This is a genomic window from Roseateles sp. P5_B10, assembly GCF_056400485.1.
In genome coordinates this window covers 1-2,637 of record NZ_JBFULE010000733.1, presented here as the reverse complement: position 1 = coordinate 2,637, position 2,637 = coordinate 1, and the positions used below count along the sequence as shown (strand labels likewise).

The 2,637-nt window shown below is 68.3% G+C and carries 4 protein-coding genes; all 4 read right to left on the bottom strand.

The window, feature by feature from the left end; genetic code table 11:
* Window positions 1–662: SMP-30/gluconolactonase/LRE family protein (locus AC1DU6_RS26740; RefSeq protein WP_477860817.1), on the bottom strand; the 662-nt coding region annotated here is incomplete at its 3' end.
* A 17-nt stretch (window positions 663–679) separates the two neighbouring features.
* Window positions 680–1,195: a GNAT family N-acetyltransferase gene (locus AC1DU6_RS26735; protein WP_457322005.1), complete on the bottom strand. Its 516-nt coding sequence runs from the start codon at window positions 1,193–1,195 to the stop codon at window positions 680–682.
* 25 nt (window positions 1,196–1,220) lie between these two features.
* On the bottom strand, window positions 1,221–1,925 hold the full coding sequence (locus AC1DU6_RS26730) for an alanyl-tRNA editing protein (RefSeq protein ID WP_477860815.1): 705 nt from the start codon (window positions 1,923–1,925) through the stop codon (window positions 1,221–1,223).
* Window positions 1,925–2,503 (bottom strand): VOC family protein, encoded by a 579-nt coding sequence (locus AC1DU6_RS26725; RefSeq protein WP_477860814.1) that lies wholly within the window; start codon window positions 2,501–2,503, stop codon window positions 1,925–1,927. Before AC1DU6_RS26725 ends, AC1DU6_RS26730 begins: the two co-directional genes overlap by 1 nt.
* Window positions 2,504–2,637 lie beyond the last annotated feature (134 nt).

Here is a 2,637-nt window from a genome sequence, read left to right as displayed (position 1 = left end):
CCTTCAAACATCGCGGCCCAGTAGTGGCCTTCAGCATCCATCGCTGCACCGTCAGGGCGGCCTCCGTAGGCCTCGCCCGGCGCGCGCGGCTTGAATTCGGCGAAGACGCGCGGGGAAGACAGCGCGCCGGTCGCCACGTCGAAGTCCGCGACGTAGATGCGATGGGCCTTGGTATCGGACCAGTGCATGCGGTGGCCGTCGGGACTCCAGGCCAGACCGTTGGATGTCGTCAAGCCGGGCACCTGAGATTCAAAGACCTTGCCGTCGAAGCGATACAGCGCCGCCTCGGGCTCACGCGCATCCGAGATGCTGCCGATCCACAAACGCCCGGCAGGGTCGACCTTGCCGTCGTTGAAGCGCAGCCTTGCAGGGTCGTAGGGTGGCGGGCTGACGAGTTGCTGCGCACCGGTAGTCGTGTCCAGCGCCCACAGGCCGTCGCGCCGCGCGACGAGCAGGCCGCCGCCGGCGCGAGCCGCGATGCAGCCGGGCTCCGCCGCCTGCGGCCACACGTCTGGCGCGTCGATGCCCGCGCGCCAGCGCAGCACCTGACGGCCCGGAATGTCGACCGCATAGAGCTGCAGTTCGGTGGGATGCCAGAGCGGCGATTCGCCAAGCAGGCAGCGGTGCTCGCCGAGGGGCTGGATGTCGTGTTCGAGTGCCATGCCGGCACTCTAGGCGGTTATCCGAAGTAACTCGGCCGGAAGGCGCCGAGCTCGGCCTTCAGATAGTGGGCGCCGGGGATGGGGTTGAAGTAGAACGGTGGCACCTCAGCAAAGCCCAGGCTCTCGTAGAGCCCACGGGCGGCTTCCATGTCATCCAGCGTGTCGAGCAGCATGGACGAGTAGCCCGCCTCGGTGGCGCGATCCATCAGCGCCTGGGCCAGTATGCGGCCCAGGCCAAAACGGCGGAAGGCCGGGCGCACGAAGAGGCGCTTCATCTCGCAGGCGTTGGGGTAGTCGGCGTCGGGCAGGGGGCGGAAGGCACCGCTGCCGGCGATGGCGCCATCGACGGTGGCCAGCAGCATCAGGCCGCCGGGCGGCGCGTAAACGCCAGGAAGCCCTGCAAGTTCTTCCTCGAAGCCCTGGAAGTCGAGATCGACGTCGAGGCTGTTGGCGTAGTCGCGCAGGATGAGTCGGGTCTCCTGCCAGTCCTCGGGGGACTCGGGCGTGATGAGCTGTATGTCGGGGCCGGCCATAGGCGTCGCAGTTTAGCCAGCCGCCTCAGGCAGCAAATCCCAAGACCACGCGACGGGTCTTGGCGCTCTTCTTTTCTATCCTTGTCACGATCACAGGACCGATCTCAGATGTGCTGCTGACGTGCGTCCCACCGCATGGTTGCAGATCCACGCCTTGCACCTCCAGCACCCGAATGCGGCCAAGTCCGCGCGGCGGCTGCACGCTCATCGAGCGGACCAGGCCGGGATTGGCGTCAAGCTCGTCTTCCGTGATCCAGCGGTGCCCCACCGGATGCGCCTCGGCCACCAGCCGATCCAGACCCGCCTGGATGGCCTCCTTGTCGAAGGGCTCGTCGGTGTGGAAGTCCAGCCGCGCATAGCCTTCGGTGATGGAACAGCCGTCAACCGGATAGGGCAGCAGCGCGCACAGCAGATGTGTCGCCGTATGGAAACGCCGGTGCGCCTGGCGGCGCGCGGCGTCGACCTCGATGCGCACCGCCGTGCCGACGGCGGGCAGCTCGCCGTCAATCAGGTGGACGATGGCCTCGGGGTGTTCCTTGCTCTTGCGCGTGTCGGTCACACGCCAGCGCTGCTCGCCCGCGATCAGCCAACCGGTGTCGCCGGCCTGGCCACCGCCGAGCGGGTAGCAGACCGTGCGATCAAGCAGCACACCGCCCTCGACTTGGGCGATGACGGTCGCGTCGCAGGCCAGCAGCGTCGCGTCCTCGCGGAACAGGTCTTCGGTTTTCATCACGCAACAGCCTCCAGTTCGACTTCGCCGCGCGGTGTCGCGAGACGCGCGCGCAGGCCGTCGCGCGAATCAAAGCCCAGCAACTGCACGCCCTGGTCAACCATCGCGTCGGTCGGATGCGCGTCGCCCCATTCGATCAGCACGGGCAATGCTTCACGGCGCAGGCGGCGGCCGTCCTCACGCAGCGCGATGCGCCAGCGCAGGTTGCCGCGCGAGGCTTCGGTCGCCATGCCGGCATCCACGCCTTCGCTGCGCCAGCAGGCCAGGGCCGCATCCAGATTGGGCACGCGGGCGACCCAGTGGATCAGCCCCGGTCCTTCGGCGAGCCGCTCGCGCAGCGCGGGCAGATCGAGGTCGAACCAGCGTGCGCGGCCGGGTGGTGGCGCGTCGGGATCGATGGCGATGATTTCGAGATAACAGCGCGGGTGATTGGGGCCGCTGATCCGCACGAGGCGGTTGTGCGTGCCCATCAGCGCATGCTTGCCGCCCGGCTCGGGCGTCACGCCGAGCACGCGCTCGCACCAGGCAACTCCTTCGTCGAGCGTCGCCGCGCCGACGACGAGGTGATCCAGCTCCATGCTCACAGTTTCACCTGGCCGTGGATCAGCGGCGTCACRTCGCCGCCAATCCAGGTGCCCTCGCCGTCGCGCTTCACATACACGCGGCCGGCCCGACCGAGAGCGGCGCCTTGGGCGGCCACATAGCTGTCGCC